At 50.0% G+C, this 25,277-nt stretch carries 26 protein-coding genes and 8 pseudogenes; 16 read left to right on the top strand and 18 right to left on the bottom strand.

Annotation, left to right across the window (positions count from 1 at the left end; all coding sequences use genetic code 11):
• Positions 1–92 precede the first annotated feature (92 nt).
• The 3 genes from hflX to CXB77_RS17910 all read right to left on the bottom strand — a co-directional run bounded on the left by hflX (position 93) and on the right by CXB77_RS17910 (position 2,463).
• Positions 93–1,442 (bottom strand): ribosome rescue GTPase HflX, encoded by a 1,350-nt coding sequence (gene hflX, locus CXB77_RS17920; protein ID WP_172452742.1) that lies wholly within the window; start codon positions 1,440–1,442, stop codon positions 93–95.
• Positions 1,439–1,705, bottom strand: a complete 267-nt coding sequence (gene hfq / locus CXB77_RS17915) for an RNA chaperone Hfq (RefSeq protein WP_105074945.1) — start codon at positions 1,703–1,705, stop codon at positions 1,439–1,441. The genes hflX and hfq overlap by 4 nt, the downstream gene beginning before the upstream one ends.
• Positions 1,706–1,974: 269 nt before the next feature.
• Complete coding sequence (locus CXB77_RS17910; RefSeq protein WP_105074980.1) at positions 1,975–2,463, bottom strand: L,D-transpeptidase; 489 nt, start codon at positions 2,461–2,463, stop codon at positions 1,975–1,977.
• A gap of 133 nt (positions 2,464–2,596) precedes the next feature.
• On the opposite strand from CXB77_RS17910, the gene CXB77_RS17905 reads away from it, so the two are divergent.
• Positions 2,597–3,232: a hypothetical protein gene (locus CXB77_RS17905; RefSeq protein ID WP_105074944.1), complete on the top strand. Its 636-nt coding sequence runs from the start codon at positions 2,597–2,599 to the stop codon at positions 3,230–3,232.
• Between the two features lie 227 nt (positions 3,233–3,459).
• A complete protein-coding gene (locus tag CXB77_RS17900) occupies positions 3,460–3,906 on the top strand; it encodes a hypothetical protein (RefSeq protein WP_105074943.1) in 447 nt (148 codons plus the stop codon).
• A 49-nt stretch (positions 3,907–3,955) separates the two neighbouring features.
• On the opposite strand, the gene nifM is transcribed toward CXB77_RS17900, so the two are convergent.
• From nifM to nifV, 5 genes and pseudogenes are all read right to left on the bottom strand, one after another.
• The gene (gene nifM, locus CXB77_RS17895; protein WP_242445850.1) at positions 3,956–4,795 is read right to left on the bottom strand and encodes a nitrogen fixation protein NifM; all 840 of its coding nucleotides are present in this window, start codon (positions 4,793–4,795) and stop codon (positions 3,956–3,958) included.
• A gap of 21 nt (positions 4,796–4,816) precedes the next feature.
• Positions 4,817–5,287, bottom strand: coding sequence for a nitrogen fixation protein NifZ (locus CXB77_RS17890; protein WP_105074942.1), 471 nt, complete (start codon positions 5,285–5,287; stop codon positions 4,817–4,819).
• Positions 5,271–5,567, bottom strand: a pseudogene (gene nifW, locus CXB77_RS17885) (nitrogenase-stabilizing/protective protein NifW); the annotation flags it as partial. The pseudogene nifW and the gene CXB77_RS17890, both read right to left, overlap by 17 nt.
• Before the next feature lie 28 nt (positions 5,568–5,595).
• Positions 5,596–6,183: a hypothetical protein gene (locus tag CXB77_RS17880; RefSeq protein WP_242445849.1), complete on the bottom strand. Its 588-nt coding sequence runs from the start codon at positions 6,181–6,183 to the stop codon at positions 5,596–5,598.
• Positions 6,140–7,335, bottom strand: a pseudogene (nifV, locus tag CXB77_RS17875) (homocitrate synthase). Before nifV ends, CXB77_RS17880 begins: the two are co-directional and overlap by 44 nt.
• Positions 7,336–7,742: 407 nt before the next feature.
• On the opposite strand from nifV, the gene CXB77_RS17870 reads away from it, so the two are divergent.
• The 14 genes and pseudogenes from CXB77_RS17870 (at position 7,743) to CXB77_RS17820 (ending at position 19,042) form a co-directional block, all read left to right on the top strand.
• Positions 7,743–9,242, top strand: coding sequence for a glucan biosynthesis protein (locus CXB77_RS17870; protein ID WP_242445848.1), 1,500 nt, complete (start codon positions 7,743–7,745; stop codon positions 9,240–9,242).
• A gap of 5 nt (positions 9,243–9,247) precedes the next feature.
• Positions 9,248–9,766 carry a hypothetical protein gene (locus tag CXB77_RS17865; protein WP_172452741.1) on the top strand — a complete coding sequence of 173 codons (519 nt, stop codon included), beginning with the start codon at positions 9,248–9,250 and terminating at the stop codon, positions 9,764–9,766.
• Positions 9,766–11,838, top strand: a complete 2,073-nt coding sequence (gene mdoH, locus CXB77_RS17860; RefSeq protein WP_105074938.1) for a glucans biosynthesis glucosyltransferase MdoH — start codon at positions 9,766–9,768, stop codon at positions 11,836–11,838. Before CXB77_RS17865 ends, mdoH begins: the two co-directional genes overlap by 1 nt.
• Positions 11,838–12,181 (top strand): annotated as a pseudogene (locus CXB77_RS24885) (hypothetical protein). The gene mdoH and the pseudogene CXB77_RS24885 overlap by 1 nt, the downstream one beginning before the upstream one ends.
• A complete protein-coding gene (locus CXB77_RS24880; RefSeq protein WP_431520768.1) occupies positions 12,139–12,351 on the top strand; it encodes a hypothetical protein in 213 nt (70 codons plus the stop codon). The pseudogene CXB77_RS24885 and the gene CXB77_RS24880 overlap by 43 nt, the downstream one beginning before the upstream one ends.
• Positions 12,352–12,373: 22 nt before the next feature.
• Entirely contained in the window at positions 12,374–12,973 is a 600-nt protein-coding gene (locus CXB77_RS24875) for a radical SAM protein (RefSeq protein WP_431520766.1), read from the top strand.
• Positions 12,974–12,981: 8 nt separating this feature from the next.
• Complete coding sequence (locus CXB77_RS24870; protein WP_431520765.1) at positions 12,982–13,158, top strand: TRAM domain-containing protein; 177 nt, start codon at positions 12,982–12,984, stop codon at positions 13,156–13,158.
• Between the two features lie 9 nt (positions 13,159–13,167).
• Positions 13,168–14,143: pseudogene (locus tag CXB77_RS17850) on the top strand (PhoH family protein).
• Between the two features lie 24 nt (positions 14,144–14,167).
• Positions 14,168–14,667 (top strand): annotated as a pseudogene (gene ybeY / locus CXB77_RS24865) (rRNA maturation RNase YbeY).
• A 3-nt stretch (positions 14,668–14,670) separates the two neighbouring features.
• Positions 14,671–15,527, top strand: a pseudogene (locus tag CXB77_RS17840) (HlyC/CorC family transporter).
• 1 nt (position 15,528) lies between these two features.
• A complete protein-coding gene (locus tag CXB77_RS17835) occupies positions 15,529–15,996 on the top strand; it encodes a hypothetical protein (protein WP_105074937.1) in 468 nt (155 codons plus the stop codon).
• The gene (locus CXB77_RS24860; RefSeq protein WP_105074936.1) at positions 15,921–16,088 is read left to right on the top strand and encodes an OmpA family protein; all 168 of its coding nucleotides are present in this window, start codon (positions 15,921–15,923) and stop codon (positions 16,086–16,088) included. The genes CXB77_RS17835 and CXB77_RS24860 overlap by 76 nt, the downstream gene beginning before the upstream one ends.
• Positions 16,089–16,226: 138 nt before the next feature.
• Positions 16,227–17,959 (top strand): annotated as a pseudogene (ilvB, locus tag CXB77_RS17825) (biosynthetic-type acetolactate synthase large subunit).
• A 40-nt stretch (positions 17,960–17,999) separates the two neighbouring features.
• Positions 18,000–19,042, top strand: a pseudogene (locus tag CXB77_RS17820) (quinone-dependent dihydroorotate dehydrogenase).
• A gap of 41 nt (positions 19,043–19,083) precedes the next feature.
• Here CXB77_RS17820 and CXB77_RS17815 read toward each other — a convergent pair.
• The 10 genes from CXB77_RS17815 to groL all read right to left on the bottom strand — a co-directional run bounded on the left by CXB77_RS17815 (position 19,084) and on the right by groL (position 25,269).
• Entirely contained in the window at positions 19,084–19,494 is a 411-nt protein-coding gene (locus CXB77_RS17815; protein ID WP_146108869.1) for a hypothetical protein, read from the bottom strand.
• Between the two features lie 241 nt (positions 19,495–19,735).
• Entirely contained in the window at positions 19,736–19,999 is a 264-nt protein-coding gene (locus CXB77_RS17810) for a Txe/YoeB family addiction module toxin (protein ID WP_105074978.1), read from the bottom strand.
• A gap of 18 nt (positions 20,000–20,017) precedes the next feature.
• Positions 20,018–20,236: a hypothetical protein gene (locus CXB77_RS17805; protein WP_105074934.1), complete on the bottom strand. Its 219-nt coding sequence runs from the start codon at positions 20,234–20,236 to the stop codon at positions 20,018–20,020.
• Between the two features lie 130 nt (positions 20,237–20,366).
• Complete coding sequence (locus CXB77_RS17800) at positions 20,367–20,588, bottom strand: pilus assembly protein HicB (RefSeq protein ID WP_105074933.1); 222 nt, start codon at positions 20,586–20,588, stop codon at positions 20,367–20,369.
• A gap of 86 nt (positions 20,589–20,674) precedes the next feature.
• Positions 20,675–21,046 (bottom strand): SMI1/KNR4 family protein, encoded by a 372-nt coding sequence (locus CXB77_RS17795; RefSeq protein ID WP_172452739.1) that lies wholly within the window; start codon positions 21,044–21,046, stop codon positions 20,675–20,677.
• 1 nt (position 21,047) lies between these two features.
• Positions 21,048–22,094 (bottom strand): HNH/ENDO VII family nuclease, encoded by a 1,047-nt coding sequence (locus CXB77_RS17790; RefSeq protein ID WP_146108868.1) that lies wholly within the window; start codon positions 22,092–22,094, stop codon positions 21,048–21,050.
• Between the two features lie 25 nt (positions 22,095–22,119).
• Entirely contained in the window at positions 22,120–22,596 is a 477-nt protein-coding gene (locus CXB77_RS17785; protein WP_146108867.1) for a hypothetical protein, read from the bottom strand.
• A 301-nt stretch (positions 22,597–22,897) separates the two neighbouring features.
• Positions 22,898–23,251 carry a type II toxin-antitoxin system RelE family toxin gene (locus CXB77_RS17780; protein WP_105074929.1) on the bottom strand — a complete coding sequence of 118 codons (354 nt, stop codon included), beginning with the start codon at positions 23,249–23,251 and terminating at the stop codon, positions 22,898–22,900.
• The gene (locus tag CXB77_RS17775) at positions 23,238–23,489 is read right to left on the bottom strand and encodes a type II toxin-antitoxin system Phd/YefM family antitoxin (protein WP_105074977.1); all 252 of its coding nucleotides are present in this window, start codon (positions 23,487–23,489) and stop codon (positions 23,238–23,240) included. Before CXB77_RS17775 ends, CXB77_RS17780 begins: the two co-directional genes overlap by 14 nt.
• A gap of 151 nt (positions 23,490–23,640) precedes the next feature.
• Entirely contained in the window at positions 23,641–25,269 is a 1,629-nt protein-coding gene (groL, locus tag CXB77_RS17770; RefSeq protein ID WP_105074928.1) for a chaperonin GroEL, read from the bottom strand.
• Between the last annotated feature and the right edge of the window lie 8 nt (positions 25,270–25,277).

Below are 25,277 nucleotides of genomic sequence, written 5' to 3'. Positions count from 1 at the left end.
GTTGTAAAAATACTAACCATGATGTGGCGATGATGTCAAACCAGTGATTAGTAGCAAATGGTAAAAATTAGTAGGTTATTGAGTACTATGTATCAACCACCAGTCTGCAACCGCTGGCGCAGCAGCGGATCATTGGTTAAACGCCGTTCCCACTGCGCAGCACTGATATTGAATTCAATGTGCCAACCGCCAGTGTCCGCAGGTTGATCGACGAGTACCTGCGCGTGTTCAAACAGCCAAGCCCGCAGTTTGCCGTCGCTGGGCGCGAGTTGTAGCTGCTGCCGCACCTGTGCCCCACCGGTTAATTCGCCGAGCGCCGTCAGCAGCAAATCAATTCCTGCGCCGCTGTGCGCCGATAACCACACGCGAGTTGGGCGACCGTCAGCGTCACGTTCGATGCGCGGTGCAATATCAACGAGCACATCAATTTTGTTAAACACTTCCAAACGCGGCAGTTGATCGCTGCCGATTTCCGCCAACACCCGCTCCACGTCATCAATTTGGCGGTCGCGGGAAGTCGCAGCCGCATCCACCACATGCAGTAACACATTGGCGCTGCGCGTTTCTTCGAGCGTCGAACGAAACGCCGCGACCAATTCATGCGGCAGCCGACTGACAAAACCAACGGTATCCGCAATCACCACGCGTCCGCCGCTGGGCAGCGCGAGACGGCGCAGCGTCGGGTCAAGCGTCGCAAACAATTGATCAGCTTCAAACACGCCCGCTGCGGTTAACTGATTGAATAATGTAGATTTGCCAGCATTGGTGTAACCGACCAATGAAATCACTGGCAATTCCGCTTTCGCTCGCGCTCGCCGCCCCTGAGCGCGTTGACTTTCAATGCGTTGCAGGCGTTGTTCCAGCATATCGACGCGCTTGGCGAGCAGTCGGCGGTCAGTTTCAAGCTGCGTTTCGCCGGGACCACGCAGTCCAATGCCGCCTTTTTGTCGTTCCAAATGTGTCCAGCCGCGCACCAGCCGCGTCGATAAATGTTTGAGCTGCGCCAATTCGACCTGCAATTTGCCTTCAAACGAATGCGCCCGCTGCGCGAAGATGTCCAGAATTAACCCAGCGCGATCAAGCACTCGGCATTGCAGCAGCCGTTCTAAATTGCGCTCCTGCGCCGGTGACAGCGCGTGATTAAAAAGCACCAATTCAGCTTCAGTGGCGGCAACTAGTGCTTGTAATTCCTCAGCTTTACCCGTGCCGATAAATAGGCGTGAATCAGGTACGGAGCGCGAACCACCGATGCTGCCGACAATTTCTGCACCAGCGGCGCTCGCCAATAGCGCGAATTCTTCACGCGCATCGGCGGCAATCGTGGAGCCGATGTCTAATTGCGCCAAAATCGCCCGTTCGCCCGATTGCGGCCGCTCAAAAACCAGTGAGTGATTGGACGAAACGGGCGAAGTGGAAACGGAAGATCCGCGAGTGCTGTTCAATGGTTGCCCAGCTCAAACGAATTAGGTTCTGCACTGCTGTCATCAAGCGGCAGCAATTTGACATTACGCGCCGGAACCACAGTTGAAATCGCGTGTTTATAAATCATCTGACTGACGTTGTTTTTCAGCAGCACAACGAATTGATCAAACGATTCAATTTGCCCTTGTAATTTGATGCCGTTGACTAAAAAGATCGACACTGGAACGCGCTCTTTGCGCAGTGCATTGAGAAATGGGTCTTGCAAACATTGGCCCTTGGACATGGGAAAATCTCCTTGTTGTGTGAATTGCGCAATGCCCGGCTAAAAGACTTCGCGCTGCCGCATGGCATTGACGAAGTTGTCCGTTGGGTTGCAGCCGGAACGAGCATTCCCAACGAAATGAGTGTCATCAAGTAGCGATACTACACCATTATTAGCTTCTATGAAGACTGATGGAGTTAAAAAATAAAGCGTTGAGTATTTTAACTGTTGGCGGTAGCGAGTAAGCAACTGCGTTATTTCTGGCAATTGACAACTTGTTCGGCGTGAATTCATTGAATAATAACAATTGTTCCTAATGACGTGTGCTTAAATAGTTCCATTAAATCCTGATTGCGCATTCGAATACAACCATGTGAACGCGGTTCGCCCATCGGTTCGCTATCAGGACAACCGTGAATGTAGATGTAACGGCGCAATGTATCCACTGCGCCACCGCGATTTTTACCTAATTCACAACCAGTTAGCCACAAAATCCGCGTTAAAATCCAATCTCGTGTGGGATACGCTGCCGCCAGCGCCGGGCTAAAAATCTCCCCAGTTGGTCGCCGTCCCTGAAACACTGTACCCATTGGACAATCAGCACCGATGCGTAACCGCACACGATGAATACCACGCGGCGTACAGCCGCTACCGACTTGTTCGCCAGCGCCGTTGCGCCCCGTTGACACTGCGTAATGCGCCAACACGCGCCCGCCGTCAAGCAGCGTCAGCGTCTGCGTGTTAAGCGTGATGAGTAAACGTTGTTCATTGAAAATCATCAGGTTTACCGTTTTTTGTGTTGCGAGCAACGCTTGGCAGATTAAATGTTGCAGTCGCTAGGTCTGTTAGACTGTTATGTCATTCACTAAGGTCTTTTGTGACCGCGCTGCAACAGTTTTTGGTTAATTTTTGATGTCTCTGCCGTCTTATTCATTCGCGCATTTCACTCTGCGTTTACTGTTAATTTGTGGGTTGCTATTCAATCCAATTGCGCCAGCATGGTCACAAGAAAACATGGCGCAAGCGATGGCTTATGCTATTGCCCGCATGATGGAGGCGATGGGATTTCCGAATAGCACAGTGAATGCGTCACCGCTTCCAGTTAATCCGATGACCATGACTGGCTTGCCTTCAGCGTTTGGGGCATTACCAAACATGACCAATCCCGTTGCGCCAGCAATGGCAATTTCTGGCAATACGCCGCTGAATCAAATTCTGCAACATTTTAATCAATCGTGGTCAAATAATGGGCGCAGCAGCACAGCAACAGAAATGAGCTTATTAGAAGGAATTTGGGAAGACAATCAAGGCGGATTGTTAATTGTGCAGCGCAGCCATTATCGTATTTATTCATCTTGCAATGGGTTTATCGACGGCGATATTTTAGTAAATGCTAATCATGTTGCGCTGACCAATCGTCGTGAGAATTTTACACAAACGTTTGAATTTGCACTCGATCAGGGTCGGCTGGTGCTGCGCAATCATAATGGTGACGTGTTTCTTTATCGTTTGCTAATACTCGATCAACCGCGCCAACAACCGCACTAAATTTGCCGAAAGCCATTGCATTAGCGATGTTTGATATCAATCATTGACACCGTACAAACTTCAATCAACGCATCGTTTCGCGTAAACTATGCGCACCGCTCGGTTAACTTGAGCCGCGATTCCAAACACGGCCTGTATCTGCGGTGAACCTCTGAAAGTTTGCCGTGTTCCGGCGGAATACCATCAAAACCAACTGAATTTGCAGTGCGTTCCTTGGAGGAATCATCATGGTCGCTTTTGCTCAACTGCACGCCCAGAACCACAAGATCACCGAATTATCGAACGTTTTTCTTTACCTTGTCCGCGAGCGTTCGATGTGCGATACCGATGTCGCCTGCGACGTGTTTTTTGATTTAACCAATCGGATTAAAGAACATATGGAGCTGGTGGATCGGGAACTGTGCAGTCGATTGATTTCTCATCAAGATCAAACGGTTAAAAACACTGCGAACCGTTTTTTATCGGGATCGAGCGAGATCAAACGGATTTTTAATTCCTATGTCAAGCAATGGTGTTCACATAAACGTCATTCATTGACGATCAATGATCATTCTGCGTTTGTACAGGATACGGAACAGATGTTTTCACTGGTGATGGATCGCATTCAACGTGAGACCGAATATCTTTACCCGTTGATTCGCAAATTGGAAGGTAGTGAAAAACAGGTCGCTTAATGAAAGACCGCAGTCAGACTGTGGTTTTGCCACAGTCTATTTTTGCGTTTTATGCTTTAGTTTCAGATAATTGCGCCAGCCAACTTTTTTGATATTCACGCTGCCGTCGCGTTTGTAATAGCACATGAATTTGGGGTTGCACCTGCGCAAACGTCATTAACTCCGCAGGCTCAATCTGTTCACATAGCAATAGATGAAAGCCCAATTCAGATTCTACGACGCCACTGATTTCGCCTTCCGCCAGCGCAAATAACGCTGCATCCAATGCCGGATACAGTTGACCGCGTGGCAGCGTTCCTAATTGCCCTTGCTGCATTGCCGTTGGACATTCCGAATGTTGGCTGGCAAGGGTTCCAAACTGTTCAACTTGTCCTTGCAACTGCGCGGCGATGCGTTCAATTCGTTCCAGCGCCACATCCCGTTGATTTTCTGCAAACTCTGCATTAATCGTCAGCAAAATATGCCGCGCCGTGCGCCGCTCTGGACGCGCAAAACGGTCGCGCTGCAATTCATAAAATAGTTGTTCATCCACTGCTGTGATTGCCTCGGCGCGAGCACCCACTTGCTGCATCACGGCATCGAAAATTAATTCCCGCCGCAACGCCAGTTGCAGCGTATTTTCATCTAAACCATTGTTTTCTAAGTCGCTCGAGAAACGCCTCATCGTCGTCATAACGTTGCCGAATCGCTGCCACTGCCGCAGCGAGTTGCGATTCTGGAATCTGCGTGTCTCGCGCTTCTGCGTGGCAAGTACTTGATTTTCCAACGCTAATGTTTTTCGAGCCAAGCGTTCGACCTGCCAAACGTTCGGCATCGAGAGCGCGGGTGCAGTTTGAAATCGCTCGCTGGCTGCCCGCAGCAGGTGATAACGCCATTCAGGACAGGACATAACTCTTCTCAAAACAAGTAATTAACTGATGTCAGCATTGACTGCGTCTGGCGCAGTCGCTTCCATCAGCGCAGTTTCCGGCACAATCAGCGTGTTGCGGTCGGAAAAATGAACATGATAGGTCACGCCATCTTCCGCATCCCGAATCACGCGCAGCACCTCACCGATTTCGCCCGCTGCGACCAGCTCGCGCCCTTGAATGCCCAGCGGTAATCGCGTTGCCACGCGGTCACGGGATTCAAAACGGCTGGGAGTCCACGGCGCTTCAGCGGGTTGCAGCTCTTCTTCTCGACATCCGACTACGCGGTCGGCTTCGAGAAAATGCACGGTATAAATGATCTGATCTTGTAAAAAAGTGCCGACATCACGCACGTAACCGACGCTGCCGCGCCGAATCAGGAGCGTTCCAGTCGCTTCGCCCGGATAGGTTCCATCGTTGCGCACATTGCGAATCACGCGCACTGCCGCGCCAAATTCATAACGTGGGCGCATGACACACCTGTTGCGTTAATGCGCTCAACGGCACGGCGACCGAGCGCGGTTGATGCAGATGAAACACGCGAAACACTTTTTCGGTCACAGCGTCGGAAGTTAAAAAATCCTGATACGCCCGCTGGAGACAATCAGCATATTGCGTCGCCGCTGGCGCTGCGCTGATTTGCGCCAAATAGTCGTGAAAACGCTGCAAAATATGCAGCCGATTGACTTGCACTACTGCCGGATCAAACGCAATTCCAAAATAGTCCAGAAACTCCTCGGCGCTGGCGAGTTCGGCTAAATCACTTGCAAATCATCGTTAATCATCGGTTGATCCTCCAGCAGCAATCATTTACTGCCATGGTTAAGTTTTTGGTTTCAAAAAATGCACATTGCCGCCGACCTGTGCGACCGCAGCTTCCGTCACTGCGCCGCGCCAGCGTCAACAATTCGGTAATTCCCAGCCGTTGCTTCGTATCCAATTCAGCCAGTTTTTCCAATCGCGCCAGCGCATTTTCTGCATCGCCCAGCCGCAGCAGCAAATAACTCGCACCTTTCAGCGCCAGCAACACAAAGCGCGTCAAGGTCATTGATTGTGCTGCTGCTTGCGTGATTTCCCGCTCGGTCAATTCCTGCCAGTCCGGGGGCAAATTGAGCTGCGCCAAACTGAGCGCAATTGCTCGCTCGGCGACGCGCAGCGCGTCTTGATACCGCTGCTGATAATAAAAATAGCGATACAGCGCGACGAGCACCGTCAAATGCTCTGGCTCGTAAAAATAAGCGCGTAATAGCAGCAGCTCCGCGCCAGCTTCGCCGTATTGCGCCGCTGCTTCGTGCAACAGCGCGTCCACTGCCGAACTGACTGGCTCATCGAAATACAGTGGTTCGGCGCTGAAATCGAAAAAATCCATCGCTTTGTCCTATTGCAGCAGTGCCGCTTGCGGAACCGATTTCCGACAGAAAACGGCGCAAATCAAGCGGTTCCGGCGAGCGTTTGGTGGCAGTCACAAACCGCGCACCAGCGGCAACACCTGTTCGGCCTGCGTTTGATCGAGCGCAAACCGCAATTGCTCGGCGTATACCTGCCGCACTGCGTGAGTGCCGGAATGTTTGCCCAGCACCAGCCGATGCCGTCGCCCGACATCAGCGGGATCAACGCCTTGATAATTCAGCGGGTCTTTCAATAAACCGTCGATGTGAATGCCGGCCTCGTGGGTGAACGCGCCAGCGCCGACTAAACTTTTATGCCACGCGACCGGTTTGCCGGAGGCGCGAGCAACCAGCCGCGATAATCCGTCAAAATGTTTCAAATCAATGCCGCAATCGCACTGATGAATATGCCGCAATGCCATCACGACTTCTTCCAGCGCAGCATTGCCAGCGCGTTCGCCGAGACCGTGCACTGTCGTGTTGACATGCGTCGCGCCGCCACGCACTGCGGCCAAACTGTTCGCCGTCGCCAAACCGAGATCGTCGTGGGCGTGCATTTCGATTTCCAAATCTACGATGGCGCGTAAATCACGAATGCGCTCAAACACGCCGAATGGATCGAGAACGCCGACTGTGTCCGCAAACCGAAACCGCCGCGCTCCTGCATCCTGCGCTGCTTCTGCCGCTCGCCACAGAAATTCGGGATCAGCGCGAGACGCATCTTCTGCGCCAACGCACACTTCCAGACCTAAATCCTGCGCCACGCGCACTTGGCGACGAATCTGCGCCAGCACCCAATCCCGATCTTTGCCGAGTTTGCGGGCAATTTGCTGATCGGACATCGGAATAGATAAATCAACAAAATCAACACCAAGTCCGCCGCACTGCGCGATGTCATTCGGCAACATGCGCGTCCACACCATCAGCCGCGCTGGTAACTGGAGCGCAACCACAGCGCGAATGGATTCGCGTTCTTCTTCGCCCATCGCTGGAATGCCGATTTCCAATTCCGGCACACCGAGCGCAGCAAGTCCCTGTGCAATTGCCAGTTTTTCCTCCAGTGAAAATGCCACGCCAGCGGATTGTTCGCCGTCGCGCAGCGTGGTGTCGTTAATCGTGATCGGTGTTGTCATGGCGCGTTCCAGAACATGAGAGTGCACGGCATCGTGCAATGCTTTGATTTCAAGCACATTCAATGCCAGCAAATAAAATGTGGATTATGAAAGACTTAATCGGTAAGACCGGATTATTTGTGCAAGGTTCACGACAAGCGCGAGCTGGTGGCATGTCGCGGAAATGACGCGCAGTTGTGTTAAATGCGGAATGCCGTTATCGCCATGATGCGCTCCGGCTTAAACCTGATTATGATTGTAAAAGATTCAAACGACGGTTCCTCTGCCTAGTTTCAATGGGTGTTCACCGTGATCGCCATTCGCTGGATTAACAGCGTGTCAACTCTATTCGTCATTACTTTGAGATTTTTATCACCATGATTCCCCGAATTGTTGGATTCATTCCTCTGAGCTTGGCTGTCGCACTCATGAGTAACGTGTGGGCAGATACCGAAGATGCAGCACAAAATACTGCGACCACTGAATTTAGTCTTGCGAATGTGGCGCAGCGTGCTGCGGAATTAGCACAAACGCCTTATGAACCAGATCGTCCAGAATTGCCGCATTATTTGGCCAATTTGGATTACGACCATTACCGCGACATTCGTTTTAATCCCGCCCGCAACTTTTGGCGCAATGAAGGTTTACCGTTTCAGGTCAACTTTTTTCATCGCGGCTTTCTCTCTCAAGATCGGGTGACAATCAATTTCATTGATGATAATGGACAGGCAGCGCCCGCCATTTTTGAACACGATTTATTTAATTACGGCAAAAATCTGGTGCCTGATGACATGCCCGGAGACCTCGGTTATGCCGGATTGCGTTTAATGTATCCGCTTAATCGTCCAGATATTTTTGATGATCTTGCCGTGTTTCAAGGTGCAAGTTATTTCCGCGCCCTTGGTAAAGACCTGAATTACGGTTTATCAGCGCGTGGTTTGGCAATTGATACTGGATTACCGAGCCGCGAAGAATTCCCTGTATTTCGTGAATTCTGGATTCATCGCCCAACCCCAGATGCGAAATCAATCACGCTTTATGGCTTGCTCGATAGCGATAGTGTGACGGGTGCATATCAATTCATCATTCACCCCGGCGTTGAAACAGTAATTGATGTTAAAGCGAAGTTGTTTTTCCGCAAATCGGTACAAAAGCTGGGGATTGCGCCATTAACGAGCATGTTTTTTCATGGTGAAGATACCGATCGTTTCATTGATGATTTTCGCCCGGAAGTGCACGATTCTGATGGCTTGTTAATTGAAACCAGTTATGGCGAACGCATTTGGCGTCCATTGGTGAATCCAATTGGTTTGCGGGTGAGCAATTTTCAGGTAGAAAATCCGCGTTCTTTTGCGCTGCTGCAACGTGATCGTAATTTTCATAATTACGAAGATTTAGAAGCGCACTATCACAATCGACCCAGCGCAGTAGTGGAGCCGCAGGGCAATTGGGGAAAAGGTGTGGTTGAATTGGTAGAAATTCCAAGCAATGCGGAGCGTTACGACAACATCGGCGCGTATTGGATTCCAGAGCGCCCAACTGCTGCGGGGCAGGAATTGAATTTTGCGTATCGGCTGCGATTCACCAAAGACCCTGAAGCAGCGATGCTCGGCGGGCGCGTGAGTTCGACCCGCATTGGTGCTGGTGGTACCGATATTCTCGATCCAAATAAACGCAAATTTGTCGTTGATTTTACTGGCGAAACGCTGGCAAAACTCGATCCTGCAACGCCAGTGGAAGCACTGGTCTTCACCACTTCCGGGCAATTATCCAAACCGATTGTGCAAGCCAATCCTGAAGGCAAAGGCTGGCGGCTGTTTTTTGAGCTGACGCCCAACGGCAATACCGCAGCGGATTTACGCGCCTTTTTGCGTAATGGTGACGATGTATTAAGTGAGACATGGAGCTTCCGATGGGTGCGCGAGTAAAAGCGATGTCCACTCCTTTTGAGCGTGACAACACGCCCGCTGATTGGTCGTTGATTACCCAGCGCCTCGCGGCGTATCTCAACGCGCTGGGCGTTACCGACACGACCGAAATCGCGCAACTGAGCGAGCAGGTGCAGCGGCGCGTGACTGCTCGCGCCGCAGTCACCATGTTGGAAGATGCGATTGAAGCGGCGATTGAGGAAACGCTGGTGCTGCTGGATGATTGGCTGCTGGCGGAATTGGGCAGCGATAGTGATGCCAACACCTTGGCGGCAGCGCGAGCGGCAGTGCTCGGTGGCGAAGTGCCCGGGTGGACAGCGCGTTGGGTCACGACCTCTACTGCCGAACGCGCTGATCCGGGCTTTGCGGCAGTGCTGCGCGGTTGTCATCGCGTCGCCGTGCCGCCGTTCGCGCCGTTGGCAATGCACACCAGTACGATTGATTTGTGTTGCCAACGTTCGCGGCGACGCATTTCCGGCGCAATTTGCCGTTTCTTTTGTCAGCCTGAGACCCGTAAAACCTAATGAAAACCAGCCTGTTGTCACGCTTGGGGCGGTATTTTCATCGCCCAATTTTCTTTTCCTTGACGGCACTCACGACGCTGGGGGCGATGTCGCTGTTATCGGCGGCGATTCAGGACGGCGGCATCACGCCGTTGGAGCTGGCGCTATTGATTTTGTACGCGATTTTGATGCTGTGGATTACCGCCTCATTTTGGACGGCAGCGCTGGGCTTTGTGCGGATCATGCGGCGTCTGCGCCAGCCTGCATCGCCAGTTAAATCGCGCCAGCAGCCGATCATCGCGGACACGACCGAACCTTATAAAACTGCGCTGGTGATGCCGGTTTACAACGAAGACCCAGAGCGGGTGTTTGCCGGACTGCGGGCAACTTATCAGTCGCTGGTAGAAACCGGACAGGCCGATGGATTTGAAGTGTTCGTGTTGAGCGACACCCGCGATCCCGATACTTGGGTGCAAGAAGAGATGCAGTGGCGGCGCTGGGCGCGAGAGTTGGGCGAACCGGCACGGATTTTTTACCGTAATCGGGTCGAAAACACGGCGCGAAAAAGCGGCAATTTGGCGGAGTTTTGCCGCAATTGGGGCGGACGTTATCGCTACATGATTGTGCTGGATGCCGACAGCGTCATGGCTGGCGAAACGCTGGTAGAAATGGTGCGGCGAATGGAAGCTGATCCTCGCGTGGCGCTGATTCAGGTGCCGCCAGTTCCGGTCAATCGCTCGTCACTGTTTGCGCGAATGCTGCAATTTGCCGGCAGTTTGTACGGCAGCATGTTTGCCGCTGGGCTGTCGTATTGGCAGCAAAACACCGCCAATTTTTGGGGACATAACGCCATTCTTCGGGTGCGACCCTTTGCCGAGCATTGCGGATTGCCGCAGTTACCGGGCAACGAGCCGTTTGGTGGCGAGATTTTGAGCCACGATTTTGTAGAAGCGGCGTTGCTGGCGCGAGCAGGTTGGAAGGTGCATTTGGCCGACGATCTCGGTGGCAGTTATGAGGAAATCCCGCCGACGCTGATTGATTATGCCAAGCGCGACCGCCGCTGGTGTCAGGGTAATTTGCAGCATTCACGGCTGGTGCTGGCGCATGGCTTTAAGTCCATGAGTCGCATCCATTTTGTGATGGGCGTGATGTCTTATTTGGCCTCGCCGCTGTGGTTGTTATTTCTGATTGCCACTGGCATTGAAGCGTATTTCCGCAACTTGACCGTGCCGGTTTATTTCTTTGGTGACAACGTGTTGCCGGTGTGGCCGCAATCCTACGCGGTGGAAATGGCGACCGTCCTGTGGGTGACGCTGGCGCTGCTGTTTTTACCCAAGCTGTTGTCACTGGTGCTGTTGGCCTTTGATCCAAACTTGGCGCGACGTTTTGGCGGTCTGCCGAAAGCGGCACTCAGCGTCTTGATTGAAAGTTTCTTTTCGGTGCTGCTCGCGCCAGTGCTGATGCTGTTTCAAAGCAAATTTGTCGCAGCCATTCTGCTGCGCACCACGGTCGGCTGGCCGACGCAGGAACGCGGCGATCATCAAACCGGTTTTGCCGAAGCGTTCGGCGCACACAGCATCCACACGTTGATTGCGTTGGTCGCAGGTGCAGCAACTTATTTCTATGTGCCCAATTTCTTTTGGTGGTTTACGCCAGTGCTGGCGGGATTGGCGTTGTCGATTCCAGTGTCGATGATCACCAGTCGCACTGCGCTGGGACGTTTGGCGCGACGTGCTGGATTGTTTTTAACGCCAGAGGAAACCAGCGAGCCACGAGTGTTGCAATTGCTGGAGGAAAATTTGGTGCAAACCCAAACGCCAGCAACGACCAACGAAGGCGATTTCTGGTTACGCGCCGTCGTCAATCCTTGCACCTACGCGCTCCACGCCGCGCAATTGCCGGATGAAGCACCCAGTCGGCGGCGGCGTCATGCGCTGGAAGGGCTGATTTTCAAGCTCCAAGATGGCGGATTAAACGGACTGAGCACCCGCGAAAAACGGTCGCTGATTTCGCACAGGGACGGTCTGCATGAGTTGCACACGCTGCTGTGGAGCAATGGCGAATCACCACTCTCTTCAATAAAATCAAACTGATGTCTCGCAAGCTCTATATCCAAACTTACGGCTGTCAAATGAACGATTACGACTCGGCGCGGATCGCAGATCTGCTGCGCGAGTCGGCGGGATTGGAATTGACCGCCGTGCCGGAAGAAGCCGATGTGCTGCTGCTCAACACCTGTTCATTCGAGAAAAGGCGCACGAAAAGGTGTTTTCGCAACTGGGACGCTGGCGACCGTGGAAACAGGAACGCCCAGAACTGGTGATTGGCGTCGGCGGCTGCGTCGCCAGTCAAGAAGGCGCAGCAATTCGTGAACGTGCGCCTTTGTTGATCTGGTGTTCGGACCGCAAACGCTGCATCGCTTGCCGCAAATGTTGACGGCATTGACTGCCGAACGCCGTCCACAAATCGACGTGTCTTTTCCGCTGATTGAAAAGTTCGACAATTTGCCGACGGCACAAGCCAGCGGCGTGTCGGCGCTGGTCACGGTGATGGAAGGTTGCTCGCGATTTTGCACTTACTGCGTCGTGCCTACACCGAGGCCGTGAAATCAGCCGCCCAGTCGCAGATGTGCTGGCAGAAGTCACCGCGTTGGCAGCGCAGGGCGTGCGCGAAGTCAATCTGTTGGGGCAAAACGTCAACGCCTATCGCGGACGCACTGCAACGGGCGAACGCTTTGATTTGGCTGAGTTAATTCGCGCAGTTGCCCAGATTGACGGCATCGAACGCATTCGGTTTACCACCAGTCACCCTGTCGCCTTTTCCGAACGTTTAATCGCTGCGTTTGCGGACGTGCCGCAGCTGGTGAACGCCGTGCATTTGCCAGTGCAATCGGGTTCGGATCGCATTTTGACCGCGATGCGGCGCGGACACACCGCAGCGGAATACTGCCGAAAAATCGAGCAGTTACGTGAAGTGCGCCCAAATATCAGCCTGTCATCCGATTTCATCGTCGGCTTTCCCGGCGAAACCGACGCCGAATTTGCCGAAACGCTGGCGCTGGTCGATCACCTCGGTTTTGACCAAAGCTACAGCTTCATTTACAGCCGTCGCCCCGGAACGCCCGCGCGAGTGCGCCCGATGACGTATCGCTGGCGGAGAAAAAAGCGCGATTGGAACGGCTGCAACAGCGCCTCACGCATCATGCGCAACACATCAGCCGCAATATGATTGGCACGGTGCAACGCATTTTAGTTGAACGTTATTCGCGCAAAGATGACGCGCAATTGGCTGGGCGCACTGAAAATAATCGCGTGGTTAATTTCACCGGCAGCGCGGATTTAATCGGCAGCTTTGTTAATCTCACCATTACTGAAAGCCAGCCCAATTCACTTCGTGGTCAATTGCTTGTTTAATCTTCCCGTATCAACACATTCCCAATTGCCTGTTGCGATCTCAAACTCCAATCTGAAGACAACAGCCGCTTGGCAAATTTATGTGGTCAATTCGATCAACATTTGCGCCAACTGGAATGCAGTCTTGGATTGAAATCCATCAACGCGGCGATTGTTTCCGTTTAATTGGCGATGCAGCAGCAATTCACTTGGCGAACAAATTTTGCAGCAGCTTTACGCCGAAACCGCCAATACTGTATTAACGCCAGAGCAGATTCATCTCGCATTGCAAACTGCGGGCGCAAATACGTTACGCGAAAAAATTGCGCCGCAATTACCAGAAATAGTGATTAAAACCAAACGCGGTTTAATTCGTGCTCGTGGAGATAATCAGCAGGCGTATTTACACGCCATTCTAAAACATGACATTAACTTTGGCGTTGGCCCAGCGGGAACTGGCAAAACTTATTTAGCGGTGGCGTGTGCTATTGAAGCATTGGAAACCGAGCGGGTGCGGCGTTTATTATTGGTGCGTCCAGCAGTGGAAGCTGGCGAACGTTTAGGCTTTTTGCCCGGCGATTTGGCGCAGAAAATTGATCCCTATTTGCGCCCATTATATGACGCACTGTTTGAAATGCTGGGCTTTGAAAAAGTCACGAAGTTATTAGAACGCAACGTGATTGAAGTAGCGCCGCTGGCATTTATGCGCGGGCGGACATTGAATCATTCTTTTGTCATTTTGGATGAAGCACAAAACACCACGCCAGAACAAATGAAGATGTTTTTAACCCGCTTGGGTTTTGGTTCCACCGCAGTGATTACTGGTGATTTAACGCAAATTGATTTGCCGCGTGGCCAGCTTTCTGGCTTGCGACAAGCAGTTGATATTCTTCAGGATGTCAAAGGAATCAGCTTTACTACCTTTAATGCCCGCGATGTCGTGCGACATGCGCTGGTGCAGCACATTGTGAATGCGTATGAAGCATTTGAGAGGAATCAGCAGTGAATACGGTTAATTGCTTTGAATAAGATGACGACTTTAGAACTTGATTTACAACTGGCGACGGAATGCGCGGAATTGCCAACGCTGGCGCAATTTGAACAGTGGGTAATTGCTGCGCTCGCCGGAACGCGAGAATGTGCAGAATTAACGATTCGCATCGTCAATCAGATTGAAAGCGCAACGCTTAATCGTGAATATCGCGGTATTGATCATCCAACAATGTGCTGTCATTTCCATTTGAATTGCCGCCGGGAATTGCGCCCGATGATCCTATTGCTGATTTATTAGGTGATATTGTGATTTGTGCGGCAGTGGTGGAACGTGAAGCGCAGGAACAACAGAAAACGTTAATTGCACACTGGGCGCATTTGGTGGTGCACGGCGTATTGCATTTGCGCGGTTATGACCATCTAAATGACGATGAAGCCGAGCAGATGGAAACACTTGAAACCGATATTTTGGGCGCTTTGGGATTTCCGCCACCCTACGATTCTCAATATAATCAAAATGATATGGAGCGACACTAAACCATGAGCAGCGAACGATCTAGGCAAGGTTCGTGGTTCCGTCATTGGTTAACTTCCCTGCGCCAGAGGCTGAACAACGAACCACAAAATCGGGAACAACTCATTGAATTTCTGAAGAATGCCCGCCAGCATGAATTATTGGATACCGACGCTCTCAGTATGATTGAAGGCGTATTGCAGGTTTCTGATTTGCGGGTGCGCGATATTATGATTCCTCGCGCTGAAATGGTCGCGTTACGCCGCGATGATCCTCTCGAAAAAATCCTCCAAGTTGCAGTGAAATCAGCACATTCGCGTTTTCCAGTCGTGGGTGACGATAAAGGCGAAGTGTGGGTATTTTACTGGCTAAAGATTTATTAACCTTTTGCGTGAAAACGGTCGCGGCATTCAATATCCGCGATTTATTGCGCTCTGCGGTATTCGTTCCCGATAGCAAACGCTTAAATGTGTTATTAAAAGAGTTTCGCGCCAGCCGCAATCACATGGCAATTGTGGTGGATGAATACGGCAGTGCTGCCGGTTTGGTGACGATTGAAGACGTATTAGAACAAATCGTGGGCGAAATTGATGACGAGCATGATTACGATGAAGGTTCGGGTATTTTCCGTCGTGATGAACACGAATTCAGCGTGAAAGCCCGCACCACAATTGAAGATTTCAATGATTATTTTAGCGTTGATTTTGCAGATGACGAATTTGATACCATTGGCGGATTAGTGGTTAATGCACTCGGTCATTTACCCAAACGCGGCGAAACAGTTGAATTAGGCATGTTTCATTTCACCATTATGCGTGCCGACAGCCGCCGCGTTCATTTGCTCAATGTCGTTCGCGCTACACCTATTATCACTAAACATTGATATGAATTTAGAAAAACGCAGATTTATCAATTATCAATTATGCGCTACTACAGCGGCGTTATTGTCGATCAGTCTATTATTGAATGGCTGCGCAGTCGTACCCGCAACAGTGGCAGTTCAAGCAGCGGTTGGCGTGGCGCAGGCAGTCGCAAATCGACCATCCACTCCCGCGGTAACTCCAGCATCGGAAGTGTCGCGCCCGCCACTCAATCCATGGGAAGACCCGACCAATCCGCTGTATCAGCGCACGGTGTATTTCGACGAAGAAGCAGTTGAAATTAAACCCGAATTTTTGCCAATGCTCCGTGCTCACGCCAGCTATCTCGGTGAACATGCCGAGCAGCAGGTCAGGCTGGAAGGACATCACGACGCCGTAGCAGCCGCGAATACAGCCTGTCACTTGGTGAGCAACGCGCTGATGCAGTGCGCCGTTGGCTATTGGCTGAAGGTGTACAGCCAACGCAAATGACCACGCTGAGTTATGGCGAAGAGCAACTCACAAGTGCGCAAACGAATGATGCTGCGATGCGGAGTAATCGGCGCGTCGTGATTAAGTATTAAAAGCCGGCGTTGGGATGAAATCGCGCCAGCGCAGCCGCAATTGATTGATAACTGTTTTCACTGCCATTACTCGGTGCGGCAACGCGCTGATCGTTCTGGAAATTTGTTCAACCTAACGACCACGAAGGAAGCGAGTCAATGACCAACTCGATGCGTACCGGAGCCGCGCTGCTGCTCGATGTGCTCACCGATCTGGGTGTGGATTATCTATTTGGACACACCGGCGGCGCGGTTATTCCCATTCATGTCGAACTTAATAAGCGGTTGCGGCGCGGTGACGCTGTGCCCAGCTTTATTTTGTGTCGGCAAGAAGGCGGCGCGGGTCATGCCGCTGAAGGTTATGCGCGAGTCAGTGGACGGGTTGGCGTCACGCTCGCTACTTCTGGTCCCGGCGCAACTAATCTCGCCACGCCGATTGCCGATGCCTACAAAGATTCGCTGCCGACGCTGTTTATCACTGGTCAAGTGCCCAGCGGCGCGATTGGACGGATGCGTTTCAGGAAGTGGACACCGTTGGCATCACGCGCCCGATTTCTAAACACAATTATCTAGTTAAGGACGTGCGCGATCTCGACTGGGTGCTGCGCGAGGCTTATGCGCTGGCGCAGGAAGGGCGACCGGGTCCGGTCGTCGTAGACATTTGTAAAGATGTGCAACTCGCGCCGGTGACTGCGCACAACCCGCCGCGCCAGCGTCATCGTGAACTCACACCGTTTAACCCGGCGCGAGCAGAGGCGATTCTCGACGCCCTGACGCAGGCGCAGCGTCCAGTCGTGAAAGCTGGCGGCGGCATCATTCACGCCAACGCTGCTGCTGCGCTCGTCGCCTTTGCGCAGCGGTTTGATGTGCCGGTGACGACAACCTTTAACGCGCTTGGCACATTACCCTTTGATTTGCCGAACAATCTCGGAATGCCGGGAATGCACGGCACAATTCCCGCCAATTACGCGCTGCGCGATGCTGATTTGATTTTGACGCTGGGCGGACGTTTTGATGATCGCGTCGCTGTGCGCGGTTTCGCCAGCGGCAAACGCATCGCCCACGTCGATATTGATCCGTCGGAAATCGACAAAATGATTGCGACCGATTTGTCGCTGGTGGCTGGGCTGGAAGATTTTTTCCACTACGCGCTCAATTCTGGGCGCAGCGCCGCTCATACGGATTGGCTGGCGCAGATCGGGCAATGGCGCGAGCAAATGCCTAAACCCTATGAATTATCAGATTATATTAAGCCGCAAGCGGTGATTGAAATTCTGTCGGAATTGACCAGCGGTGATGCGACGGTCGTCACTGGCGTCGGTCAGCATCAGATGTGGGCGACGCAGTATTACCGCTTTCAACGTCCGCGCCAATGGGTGAGTTCCGGCGGACTGGGCACGATGGGTTTTGGTTTGCCGGCAGCGATTGGCGCGTGGTACGCCGATCCGACGCGCCCAGTGGTGCTGATTGACGGCGACGGCAGTTTTCAAATGAACATTCAGGAGCTGGGTACGGTCGTCGCCAATCGCATTCCGCTGAAGATGTTTGTGTTAAATAACAGCTTCTTGGGCATGGTGCGGCAATGGGAAGACATGATGGACGGCGGGCATCATTACGAAACCTGTCTTGCCCGCACCAGCGATTGTGACGCCGACTGCACCGCGCTGGATCAAAGCTGCCGGCGACAAATTCCCAATCTCACTGGGCTCAAATACGTCTATCCGCGTCTCAACACGATGCGCATCAAAGACAGCGCCAATTTGCGTGAACAATTGGCTGCCGCGCTCGCCGATCCCGGACCGATGCTGGTCGATGTGTGGATTGATAAAGCCGAGAACGTGATTCCGATGGTGCGTCCCGGTCATACGCTGGCGCAGATGATTGAATCCTAAACGCACCGCACCAGCGCCGGTTAATGAGAATGGAATCAAAATGTTAAACGCAGACAAAATGTGGAAAATGCTGCGCCCGTTGGCATTTCAACTCGATCCAGAGCGGACGCACAATTTGACGCTGCAACTGCTGGCGCAGTGGTCGGCGCTGTTTCGCGGCGAATTGACGGCGAGCGATGCAGCGCGAGCGCCCGATTTAGCGGTGAATCTAATGGGACTGCATTTTCCGAATCCCGTCGGTTTAGCCGCCGGGCTGGACAAGGATGCAGTGGCCATTCCGGCATGGCAGGCGCTGGGTTTTGGGTTTATCGAAGTCGGCACAGTGACGGCGCATCCGCAGCCCGGCAATCCGCGTCCTCGGCTGTGGCGGTTGCCGAACGATGAAGCGATTGTGAATCGCATGGGTTTTAACAACGCGGGCGCGGCAGCGCTAGCGCAACGTTTGGAACAACTGCGAGCGCGGAAACTGCTGCAAGTGCCGCTCGGTGTCAATCTCGGCAAATCGAAGATCACGCCGCCAGAGGAAGCTGCGGCGGATTATCGGCGCAGTTTCGAGCACGTTGGCGCGTTGGCCGATTATGTCGTCGTGAACATTTCCAGCCCGAATACACCGGGGCTGCGCGATTTGCAGCGCGTCGATGAAGTGGCACGGATCGTCGCGGCGATTCAAACGCCAAATCAGCAATTGACGCGCCCGCGTCCGCTGCTGGTGAAATTGGCGCCAGATTTGGCGGATGACGACGCGATTGCCTGCGCTCGCGCCGCGTTAGAAGCCGGTTGCGCGGGCTGATTTTGACCAATACGACAATTCAATTTAACGGATTGGCGAGCACAACGGACGGCATGAGCGGCGGATTATCGGGATGTCCGTTGCTGGCGCGGAGCACGGAATTGCTGCGAAAAGTGCGGGAAGCGGTCGGCGCAGCGCCGGTGCTGATTGGCGTTGGCGGAATTATGTCGCCTGCCGATGCAGCGGCAAAATTGGTGGCGGGTGCGAATCTCATTCAAATCTATAGCGGATTAATTTATCGCGGACCGGGATTGGTTCGTACATTAGTCAAATCTTCATTATTAAAACGCTGATTACATTTGTGGAATGAATCAGCGTTTTTTAGACCACACATTTAATAAACGCAGAATTCAACTGAGGAAAAGTTGGAATCTGAAATGACCATGATTTCGTAATCGCCTTTAGCCGTCGTGCGATAATGAATTTCGTTATCACCAGTTTTTTCCCCAGAAATTTGCCCGGTTGGACCAGTGACGTAGACATCCAATTGATTGCTATTTCCCGTGTTACGCGAAATGAATGTTTGATCGCGCCCCAACTGCAATACAAAACGTTTTCCTCCAGCAAAATTACCAGTGTATGCACCGCAATAACTGCCTTTAGCAAACTGAATACGAGTAGCACCACCTGCAATCGCAGTGCTGGATATGATGGCTGCGGTAAAAATAAAACATCCGTATAAAAATAGTTGCTTACGGTTCATACCAGACTCCTTTTTTGATTTGAAGCAAAATCGCTGTACCAAGGAAAACAGTAGCGAACTTAATCATTCAATGGTAACGCCTAATTCAATAGGATGAAAGGAAATTCCCGCTACGCAGTTGAATCGGATTTATTCTAATGCTATGCCGACTTTGAATTGAAGATAAGTTAGTTAATCTGTTTCGCTGGTACGACTTTGGGAAAAGCACCGCGCCAGTTGCGAAGTCCGCTCTTTAACCGCTTATTGTTGGGTTGCTACGCTGCTTGTCAGACCGTATTTTGCTTTATTCGTAATGCGTCCACATGCGATATATTTTGATGATCTTGTCTTCCTCGATAACCTCATATACAAGTCTATGCTGTTTGTTGATTCTTCTGCTAATCAATCCTTTCATGTCACCTTTGAGATATTCATAGTCTGGCGGATATTTGTATGGGTCTTGCTGAATAATATTTATTAAATTTAATGCTTTTTCCTTCAAGTTACTTGCAGCAAGATTTTTAGCATCTTTCTGAGCTTGCGTCATAAAGATGACTGTATACATCACCACTCCAATTTGTATACATCACCACTCCAATTTATCGAGCGCGACGCCATTTTTCATTGGTTCATTCTTGGCTTCGAGAATACTTTGCGTCATATCTTCAATTCTTCGGAGATAAGTATCATCATCAATATATTCATTTTGTTCTAAAATTTTTATTTCATTTGGTGAAAAATGTTCAAGCAGCCAAACAAATTTTTCACTGACACTATCATCAATTTTTAACGTCAATGTTTTCATCTTGTTTTTATACCTAAATGCTGGCTTTTAATTGGAGATAAATTGGTTAGAATGCTGCTTCGCTGATACGATCTTTCAGAAAAAGTACTGCTCCATTTGCGGAGTCCGCTTTTTAATCGCTTATTAGGCGCTATGCCACCTCGCGCATAGGGCGAACCAGTGGCTCAGGAAGGGGGCGACCTTCAGCATTGAAGTGGCGGATCACGTCCTCAACGACGCTGCAAAGCTCACCGTAAAGAGCGATGGGATCATCTCCATGGATTCCGGTAATGAGGTCTGGGCATCTACCGATATAGACCTGATCTTCCTCGCTCCAATCCACCCATTTGTGATACTTGTCGAACGCTTTCATTACTTACCCTGATTAGAATGAGATTGTGGGTATTGTAGAATTAGGGATGTCTGCGTGGTTCGCTTTTGAACCGATTATGCCAATCGCTAATTGTTAGCTTCGTTTCTGGCTAACATGACAGAAAGCCAATCAGAAAAAGAATTTGCTAATTTTTTCTTATAACCATCCAAACTTATCTCAAAAATATATGATGTTTGTGTGTTAAGAATGATGATGTGATCTTCATAATTAGCATGTGAAATCACAATTTCTGTTGGATCAAGGCTATAATCTTCCTTGTTATTTTTTGTTGCAGCAATAACACAAGGCAGTTTTTCTATATCGAATCCTTGCTCGTATCCATAAATTTCTTGGCTTATGTTGTCAAAGCATAAATACCCAGTTGTATCTAAAAATTCTTTATAATCTTCTGGTAAATTTACGCTTAACTGTAACTGTATAAAAGACGATGCCTTCACTTTAAAACTCCTTTGCCCGATCTTTCCAGTATGAAGACCTTAGTTTATCAAAAGCTGCACGATCTATTTCTGATTCGTTTTTTCCTGCGTAACGGTGTAAAACATCAGAATACTCTTTGTGCTCAGTATAGCTAACTTCTACTATAATGCCATTATTCTGTTGTTTCATGTGATGAAGATTTATCGGGCTTCCATCTTTCCCAAGTGGGGCTAAACCTTTTTTCATTCTGTCTACGTTCGTTCTCCCTGCGGCATCAGTAAAAGTTGACTCAAATAGTTCGTCCCTTTTTATGAAATCTTGTCCAGAAAACTTCGTTTTTCTTCCGCTTTCAACAATTTGTTTTTCTAAATTTGTCATTCGTCTTCTTACGGTTGAAGTAGCTTTTTCTGTTTCCAAGAACTTTTGGAATTTTTCTGCGCCATGCTTTTCAAAAGCTTTTACACCATCTTTTCCAAAAGTCGTTGATTCTAGAAAAGTATTTTTTGAAGCATTGCCAAACCGTTGATAGACTGTAATCGCATCATCTCCAGCAACCTCCAATAAGGTAGCGGTTTTCTTTCCAAACGTGTTGCCAAATTTGGCAAGCCGACGAAAATCATCCAAATTCTTAGATTTTCCTAACAATTCAAGTGTTGAACGGACACCTGCTGTTTTGTATAGCTCTTGAATATCAGAAAATAACCCTGTTATATGATCTAAATTTTTTGTTTTCTTGGCAAATTCAGCACTTTCGATCAATGATTGTCCTAACCATTTTGGCATCTTGCCTGCCTTATTAGCTATTTTAAGAAAAGAAATCGCCGGTTTTGCAGCTGCTGCGGTGCCGACAGTCATCAACACTGCACCGGTAGCAACTACACCCATTCCAGACAAAGCGACGGCTACTTCATCAACATCTTTTCCTTCAATAAAATTTTTTCCTTCTTGATGAAGGTCACGTATATCACCAATTACCAAAAAGTCAGAAACCACTGCCGCAACTTGCCCCTCTGTTTCGTCACTTTCACCAGACCAAAATCCTGAATTAGCTTTTTTTAGTTTATACAACCAACCACTGCGAGTATCTTGAATCTCACTGTACAATTGAACAGACTTGCAGGTCTTGGTTCACATATTGGTAATCCATAAAATAGGATAGGTAGTCATCAGCCTCTACAATTTTTTCTTGCTGAACAAGTTGTTGTGCTTGAGGGACAGGATTAATTCTGACTAAATTAGAAAAATCATCTGTGTTTTCTTGATACATCAGATACGAAAAATACATAAAGAATAAAGCAAAGAAAACAGTTCCAATCCAGTAAATTGCACTGAGTTTACTTTTTCTTTTAAGCACTATCCTTGCTTCTGTATTTATACGTTTGAATTCTGGTCTCTTCGCAAGGTAGAAAAAAAGACCAATAATCCAAAGAAAAAAGCAAACGAAAAACCATCCCCATGGTCCCATATTTCCCATTCCTGAAATCTGTCCTCTTTTAACGCCAATTTTCTTTGCGTCAATTAGAACCCAAATACTTGTAGCTATAATAATTATCGAAAACAAATTATCCATCATATTTCTCTATTGCTTTTTCTGAGAGCGCCTAATAAGACTTCAACCTCAAATTTGAGATAAAAGTCAACCTAAAAATCTATCAAAACTGACGAAAATGCTTTTTAGTCGATCCGTAAGTTTGTGTCAAATGGTTTATTTTCTACAGATTACAGCTCAAATGTTTGACAGCGTTTTGCAAGCCATAAAAAATCAATCCATAATCCATGCTGCTGCTGGAGCTTTTTCTTTATTCGGCTCATCGGCAATCATCGCGTCAGTAGTTCTTGTGTTTCAAACGAAACATAAAAAAATACCCAATTTATGATGATTGTTCTTTCATTATTTTCGCAAGCATTGCTGCTTTTTCCGTCATTCGTGTTACGGCTGATTTATAAACGACACTATCTTCTCGTTTATCTACGGACATCACCATAACGATTAACTTATCATCTTCAACTGCATAAACAAGCCTAATTCCCTGTTTGTTTAGTTTTATTTTGTAGCAACCAATTAGTTCACCATGCAACAAACCACCTGGAACATGAGGATTATCAAGTCTTTTTGCGAGTAACTTTTTTAGATTATCTTTAACTGAACCATCAAGCGTTTTCCATTCATCTAACGCTTGAGGTAAGAAGAATAATCTGTACTTATATTTTTTAGAGGTCGTCAAGATCAACCTCTATTGCACTTAATTTATCGACGAGTCGCGCCAGCACTTTTTTGTATAAATCTTGATCGGCAATTTCTTCCATAATCGCCTCGAAAAGTTCGGGTTCGATCATATAAAAAGCAGTTTTATTGTGATTTAAAACTGCTACGGGTCTATTATTCGCTTCTCGCAGAATTGCTGCCGGGTTCTTTTTGAACTCAGACATGCTGACTGCGACATCTGCTAAGATCATTTGCATCATTTGGCTCCTTAATTTGAATTAAAAATAGCTCTAAATTGATAGCTTGTCAATTACAGCCCAAATGTTTGACCGTGTTTTGCAAGCCATTAAAAAACCCCGACTGCATCAAATGCAGCCGGGGTTTTTAATTCAAAAAATCAATCAGCGATTAATAATCCATATCATCCATGCCGCCGCCAGCCGCTGGAGCCTTTTCTTTCTTTGGCTCGTCAGCAATCATCGCTTCAGTGGTAATCATTAAACCAGCCACTGATGCAGCATTTTGTAATGCGGTGCGCGACACCTTGGTTGGATCAATAATCCCCATCGCCATCATATCGCCGTATTCGCCATTCGCAGCGTTATAACCAAAGCTGCCGGAACCCTCAGCGACTTTACTCATCACCACCGACGCTTCTTCACCCGCGTTGGCGACGATCTGCCGCAACGGTTCTTCCATCGCCCGCCGTGCAATCGCAATACCAACATCTTGATCGGCGTTCGCGCCTTTTAGATTCTTCACCGCAGCAATCGCCCGCACCAGCGCAACGCCGCCGCCAGGCACGATGCCTTCTTCGACTGCCGCACGGGTGGCGTGCAACGCATCTTCGACGCGCATCTTCTTTTCTTTCATTTCCATCTCGGTGGCTGCGCCAACCTTGATGACTGCCACGCCGCCAGCCAGTTTGGCCAGCCGTTCCTGCAACTTTTCACGGTCATAATCTGAAGTCGTATCAGCGACTTGACCACGAATCTGCTCGCACCGCGCCTTGATGTCATCGTGTGAACCAGCGCCGTCAATGATGGTCGCGTCATCCTTGCTGACCTGTATGCGCTTGGCCGAACCCAGTTCGTTCAACGTCGCCTTATCTAGTGACAACCCAACTTCTTCGGCAATCACCGTGCCGCCGGTCAGCGTGGCGATGTCCTGCAACATCGCTTTGCGGCGATCGCCAAAACCGGGCGCTTTCACCGCGCACACTTTCAAAATGCCGCGCAGATTGTTAACGACCAGCGTCGCCAGCGCCTCGCCTTCGATGTCCTCGGCGATAATCAGCAGCGGACGACCGGATTTAGCCACTGCTTCCAACACCGGCAGCAACTCGCGGATATTCGAGATTTTCTTATCGTGGAGCAGGATCAACGGGTCTTCCAGCTCGGCCTTCTGGCTCTGCTGATTGTTGATGAAATACGGCGACAAATAGCCGCGATCAAACTGCATTCCTTCAACCAAATCGAGTTCATTATTCAGCGACTTACCTTCTTCAACGGTAATCACGCCTTCCTTGCCAACCTTCTCCATCGCCTCGGCAATGATGTTGCCAATTGACTCGTCAGTGTTGGCAGAAATCGTGCCAACCTGCGCGATTTCCTTGTTGGTCGAGCACGGACGCGACAACGCCTGCAATTCCTTCACCGACGCTTCAACCGCTTGATCGATACCGCGTTTGATGTCCATCGGGTTCATGCCAGCGGCGACGGCTTTCAAACCCTCGCGGACGATTGCCTGCGCCAGCACGGTTGCAGTCGTGGTGCCGTCGCCAGCAACATCGGAAGTCTTGGAGGCGACTTCCTTCACCATCTGCGCACCCATATTTTCAAACTTGTCTTTCAATTCAATCGCTTTGGCGACTGAAACGCCGTCTTTGGTGACGGTTGGTGCGCCCCAAGATTTCTCAATCACGACATTGCGACCTTTAGGGCCGAGCGTGACTTTCACTGCGTTGGCGAGAATGTCCACGCCGCGCATCATGCGTTCACGGGATTGATCGCCAAAGAAAATCTGTTTTGCTGTCATCGGTGAAA

Origin of the sequence: Chromatium okenii, assembly GCF_002958735.1 — a bacterium.
GTDB classification, from domain to species: domain Bacteria; phylum Pseudomonadota; class Gammaproteobacteria; order Chromatiales; family Chromatiaceae; genus Chromatium; species Chromatium okenii_A.
The sequence above is the reverse complement of the archived record's forward strand: the minus strand, read 5'-3'. Positions and strand labels throughout refer to the sequence as shown.

What these genes read in the sequence shown, in the direction of transcription:
- CXB77_RS17800 (WP_105074933.1), bottom strand. Translation starts at nt 20,588, where the DNA reads ATGAAAGCGTTCGACAAGTATCACAAATGGGTGGATTGGAGCGAGGAA.
- CXB77_RS17870 (WP_242445848.1), top strand. Translation starts at nt 7,743, where the DNA reads ATGAGTAACGTGTGGGCAGATACCGAAGATGCAGCACAAAATACTGCG.
- CXB77_RS17835 (WP_105074937.1), top strand. Translation starts at nt 15,529, where the DNA reads ATGAATTTAGAAAAACGCAGATTTATCAATTATCAATTATGCGCTACT.
- nifM (WP_242445850.1), bottom strand. Translation starts at nt 4,795, where the DNA reads ATGTCCTGTCCTGAATGGCGTTATCACCTGCTGCGGGCAGCCAGCGAG.
- CXB77_RS17865 (WP_172452741.1), top strand. Translation starts at nt 9,248, where the DNA reads ATGTCCACTCCTTTTGAGCGTGACAACACGCCCGCTGATTGGTCGTTG.
- CXB77_RS17785 (WP_146108867.1), bottom strand. Translation starts at nt 22,596, where the DNA reads ATGGATAATTTGTTTTCGATAATTATTATAGCTACAAGTATTTGGGTT.
- CXB77_RS17905 (WP_105074944.1), top strand. Translation starts at nt 2,597, where the DNA reads ATGTCTCTGCCGTCTTATTCATTCGCGCATTTCACTCTGCGTTTACTG.
- CXB77_RS17910 (WP_105074980.1), bottom strand. Translation starts at nt 2,463, where the DNA reads ATGATTTTCAATGAACAACGTTTACTCATCACGCTTAACACGCAGACG.
- mdoH (WP_105074938.1), top strand. Translation starts at nt 9,766, where the DNA reads ATGAAAACCAGCCTGTTGTCACGCTTGGGGCGGTATTTTCATCGCCCA.
- CXB77_RS17805 (WP_105074934.1), bottom strand. Translation starts at nt 20,236, where the DNA reads ATGAAAACATTGACGTTAAAAATTGATGATAGTGTCAGTGAAAAATTT.
- CXB77_RS17900 (WP_105074943.1), top strand. Translation starts at nt 3,460, where the DNA reads ATGGTCGCTTTTGCTCAACTGCACGCCCAGAACCACAAGATCACCGAA.
- CXB77_RS17890 (WP_105074942.1), bottom strand. Translation starts at nt 5,287, where the DNA reads ATGCGCCCACGTTATGAATTTGGCGCGGCAGTGCGCGTGATTCGCAAT.
- CXB77_RS17775 (WP_105074977.1), bottom strand. Translation starts at nt 23,489, where the DNA reads ATGCAAATGATCTTAGCAGATGTCGCAGTCAGCATGTCTGAGTTCAAA.
- groL (WP_105074928.1), bottom strand. Translation starts at nt 25,269, where the DNA reads ATGACAGCAAAACAGATTTTCTTTGGCGATCAATCCCGTGAACGCATG.
- CXB77_RS17880 (WP_242445849.1), bottom strand. Translation starts at nt 6,183, where the DNA reads ATGGATTTTTTCGATTTCAGCGCCGAACCACTGTATTTCGATGAGCCA.
- hfq (WP_105074945.1), bottom strand. Translation starts at nt 1,705, where the DNA reads ATGTCCAAGGGCCAATGTTTGCAAGACCCATTTCTCAATGCACTGCGC.